Origin of the sequence: Mycobacterium sp. (assembly GCF_044370595.1) — a bacterium.
Lineage (GTDB): Bacteria > Actinomycetota > Actinomycetes > Mycobacteriales > Mycobacteriaceae > Mycobacterium.
Window position 1 is genome coordinate 1 of sequence record NZ_JBILVF010000231.1, and the last position, 3,428, is coordinate 3,428.

The window sequence follows — 3,428 nt, forward strand, 5'->3', positions numbered from 1 at the left end:
AGGACTCCGACGCCAGCTAGGGCGTGTCTCCCATATGCGGGTCGCATTTGGCGGGATGCTGTCGGGATGGCGACGATCTCTCGGTTTCGGGTGTTGAATGATGTTCAGTGGGAGTTGATTTCGGGGCTGCTGCCGTCGAACCAGGGGCGACGTGGGCATCCCTTCGGGGATGATCGCCGTGTCGTGGAGGGCATCATCTACCGGTATCGCACCGGCGTGCCGTGGCGGGATCTGCCCCGCTCGGAATTCGGCCCCTGGCAGACAGTGTGGAAGCGGCATCGCCGCTACGCCGGCGACGGCACCTGGGATCGGGTCTTGATGAACTTGTTGGCGCTTGCCAATGACGCCGACGCCCTGGACTGGACAGTCTCGGTCGACGCGACGATCAGCCGTGCTCATCAGCACGCGACAAACACAACCCGCCCCGATCAGGACACAGGGGGCACTGTCGAATTACAAGAATCTGCCGCTGGCCGATACTGAACCTGCAGGTCACGGAGTTGGACGATCCCGTGGAGGACTGAGCACCAAGATCCACACCGCCGTGGATGGCAAGGGACGGCCATTGGCGGTCGTGGTCACCGGCGGTCAACGCAATGACGGCGCCATGCTGGCCACGGTGCTCGATGAGATCGTGGTGCCACGACTCGGGGCCGGCCGCGCTCGCACACGGCCCGAGGCCGTGATTGCCGACCGCGCCTACACCAGTGGAGTCACCCGGCGCCTGCTCCGGGGACGCAAAATCACCGCCGTCATCCCGCAGAAGTGTGATGAGATGGCCGCCCGCCAGCGCCGCGGATCCGCCGGCGGCAGACCGCCGGCATTCAACGAAACCCTCTACAAGAAGCGCAATCTCGTCGAGCGATCATTCGCCCTGCTCAAACAATGGCGAGCCCTGGCCACCCGCTATGACAAGCTTGCCATCACCTACCGCGCCGCCGCCGTCCTCAGCGCCTGCATCACCTGGGCCCGCTATTTGGGAGACATGCTCTAGCGCTCCCGCCGATTTCGGTGCGATTCCGTGCGGTGAGCGCACGTTTGCGCACCTAAATCGCTTTGGTGGCGGTATGCAGGGCGACGATGCCGCCGGTGAGGTTGCGCCACCGCACCTGAGACCAACCGGACTGCTCGATCGCGCGGGCCAGCGCCGGCTGGTCGGGCCAGGCCCGGATGGACTCGGCGAGGTACACGTAGGCGTCCGGGTTGCTCGACACCGCCCGGGCCACCCGGGGCAGCGCCTGCATCAGGTACTCCTTGTAGAGCGTGGAGAACACCGGCACGGTCGGAGTGGAGAACTCGCAGACCACCAGGCGGCCGCCGGGCTTGGTAACTCGGGCCATCTCCCGCAAGCCCGCGGCGAAGTCGACGACGTTGCGCAGACCGAAGCTGATGGTGACAGAGTCGAACACCTCGTCGCCGAACGGCAACCGGGTGGCGTCACCGGCAACCTTGGGCACCGGCCGCCGGCCCCCGGCGTGCAGCATGCCCACCGAGAAGTCAGCCGCGACACACCACGCGCCGGACTTGGCCAACTCCACGGTCGACACCGCGGTTCCGGCTGCCAGATCCAACACCGACTGCCCGCGAACGACCTGCAGCGCCGAACGGGTAGCCCGGCGCCAGTACCGATCCTGGCCCAAAGAGAGCACGGTATTGGTGATGTCGTAACGGCGCGCCACGGCGTCGAACATCGACGCCACCTCATGGGGGTCCTTGTCCAGCGACGCGCGGCTCACCCGGCTGACGCTATCAAGCGCCGCGGCGGTCAGCCTCCCGGTTCTGGCGTGAGCGCTCGACCATCCGTTCACTGAGGTGGATCAACCTGTCCTCGTGACCAGCCGGCATCGTATAGGCCAACTGCCGGAGCTCGACTGCGAATCCCTGCAAGTCCTGGCGGAATGAACTGTCACCCATCAGTGGAGCCTCCCCATCGTTGACGACGTAAGCGAAAGCGCTTGAACCGACTGTGGTTTGGTCCCCCTTGACCGTCGCGTTCATTGTGCTCCGTCTGACGGGGAGAGGAAAGACCTCTTACGGAGACTTCAGGTGAACTTTTCGTTTCGGCTGTGTTTCACGGCGCTCCAGCCGGACCAGACCGGCCAGCATGGCAGCCCCGATCAGCCACCCGGCCACCGCGAGGGATCCCGCCGGGATGATCGCCAGCGCGGCGTTGCGGTTCTGCACGCGAACCAGATTGGGGTCAGATGTGGCGTACTCGACGTAGATGCGCATGCCGGCCGCCAACTCCGACGGGTAGAGCACCCCGAGCTCAGGGCGGTAGGTCACCCGGTCGGGCGTAACGAACTCGATGGTCGACCGCCGCGGCCCGGCGGAGAGCACCTCGGCCTCGGCGACCGCCAGATTGCGTTCGATCTGCCGGTCGTTGCGCCAAGCCCCCGCGACCAGCAACATCGACTGCAGCGTGACAATCGCAATCAGCACCCACACCGCGGTCTTGGCCCACCGCAAGGCTTTTCGATCGAAGGAGTCCGGCAGATCCGGGTTGCGGCTGGGCAGGGCGGCTTCCAGCAGTGCCCGCGGTCCGGCGGTCACGCTTGCGGTCACAGCGCCGCCCGGATCGCGGCGTGCAACTGCCGCAGCGACGACCGGTCGGCTTTGACTTCCAGCACCCGCATTCCGTCGTGGGGTTCGTCGAGCGCCGGGCCGAGGTCGTCGACCTCGATCTGCCGGGCGTCTACGTGGTAGGCCCGGCACAATGCGCCGACGTCGACGTCGTGCGGGGTGCCGAAGATCCGCGAGGAGATGTCGGAGAATCGGGGGTCGCCCTGTTCGAGGAGTTCGAAGATCCCGCCACCGTTGTCGTTGGACACCACGATGGTCAGGTTGTGCGGGGTGGGTTCGGTAGGGCCGATCAACAAGCCGGACGCGTCGTGGACGAAGGTCAGGTCGCCCAGCAGCGCCACGGTTCGGTCCGGGTGGGCCAGGGCGGCGCCGATCGCGGTGGACACCGTGCCGTCGATCCCGGCCACGCCGCGGTTGGAGCGGACGGCGACGGAGCCGACGTTGAGGCCGGCCAACGCGATGTCGCGGACCGGGTTGGACGCCCCCAGCACCAACTGGTCGCCGGGGCGCAATGCAGCGGCCACCGCGGCGGCGACGTGCAGGCCGGTGGTCAGCGGGTGGGCCGCCAGTTGATCACGGATCACCGCGGTCACATGGGCGTGGGCGGCGGCGCACCGGCCCAGCCATTGCGGGTCCGGGGTGGCGGTGGTCTGCGCGCGGGTTCCGGTGGCCATTGAGTTGCCGGACACGTCGGGCCAGCGCGGGCCGGTGGTCAGCGCGTACACCGGCACCTCGGGATCAGCCAGCAGCGCCGAGACCGGCCGGTGCAGGGTGGGCCGGCCCAGCATGATGACCTGCCGGGGCCGCAGCAGGGTCAACGCCAGCGGATGCAGCGGGTTGGCTGC

5 protein-coding genes are annotated in these 3,428 nt (G+C 67.4%); 2 read left to right on the plus strand and 3 right to left on the minus strand.

Annotated features, from left to right (window positions below):
• Positions 1–66: 66 nt before the first annotated feature.
• Together ADBZ5N_RS18060 and ADBZ5N_RS18065 are read left to right on the plus strand one after the other, a co-directional pair.
• On the plus strand, positions 67–483 hold the full coding sequence (locus tag ADBZ5N_RS18060) for an IS5 family transposase (RefSeq protein WP_526259847.1): 417 nt from the start codon (positions 67–69) through the stop codon (positions 481–483).
• Positions 392–994, plus strand: a complete 603-nt coding sequence (locus ADBZ5N_RS18065) for an IS5 family transposase (protein ID WP_526259839.1) — start codon at positions 392–394, stop codon at positions 992–994. Before ADBZ5N_RS18060 ends, ADBZ5N_RS18065 begins: the two co-directional genes overlap by 92 nt.
• Positions 995–1,046: 52 nt before the next feature.
• On the opposite strand, the gene ADBZ5N_RS18070 is transcribed toward ADBZ5N_RS18065, so the two are convergent.
• The 3 genes from ADBZ5N_RS18070 to ADBZ5N_RS18080 form a co-directional block, all read right to left on the minus strand.
• Complete coding sequence (locus tag ADBZ5N_RS18070) at positions 1,047–1,736, minus strand: demethylmenaquinone methyltransferase (RefSeq protein WP_526259841.1); 690 nt, start codon at positions 1,734–1,736, stop codon at positions 1,047–1,049.
• Between the two features lie 295 nt (positions 1,737–2,031).
• Positions 2,032–2,565: a DUF3592 domain-containing protein gene (locus ADBZ5N_RS18075; RefSeq protein ID WP_526259843.1), complete on the minus strand. Its 534-nt coding sequence runs from the start codon at positions 2,563–2,565 to the stop codon at positions 2,032–2,034.
• Positions 2,562–3,428, minus strand: an 867-nt coding sequence (locus tag ADBZ5N_RS18080; protein WP_526259845.1) for a thiamine pyrophosphate-dependent enzyme, incomplete at its 5' end; no start/stop codon positions are given. The genes ADBZ5N_RS18075 and ADBZ5N_RS18080, both read right to left, overlap by 4 nt.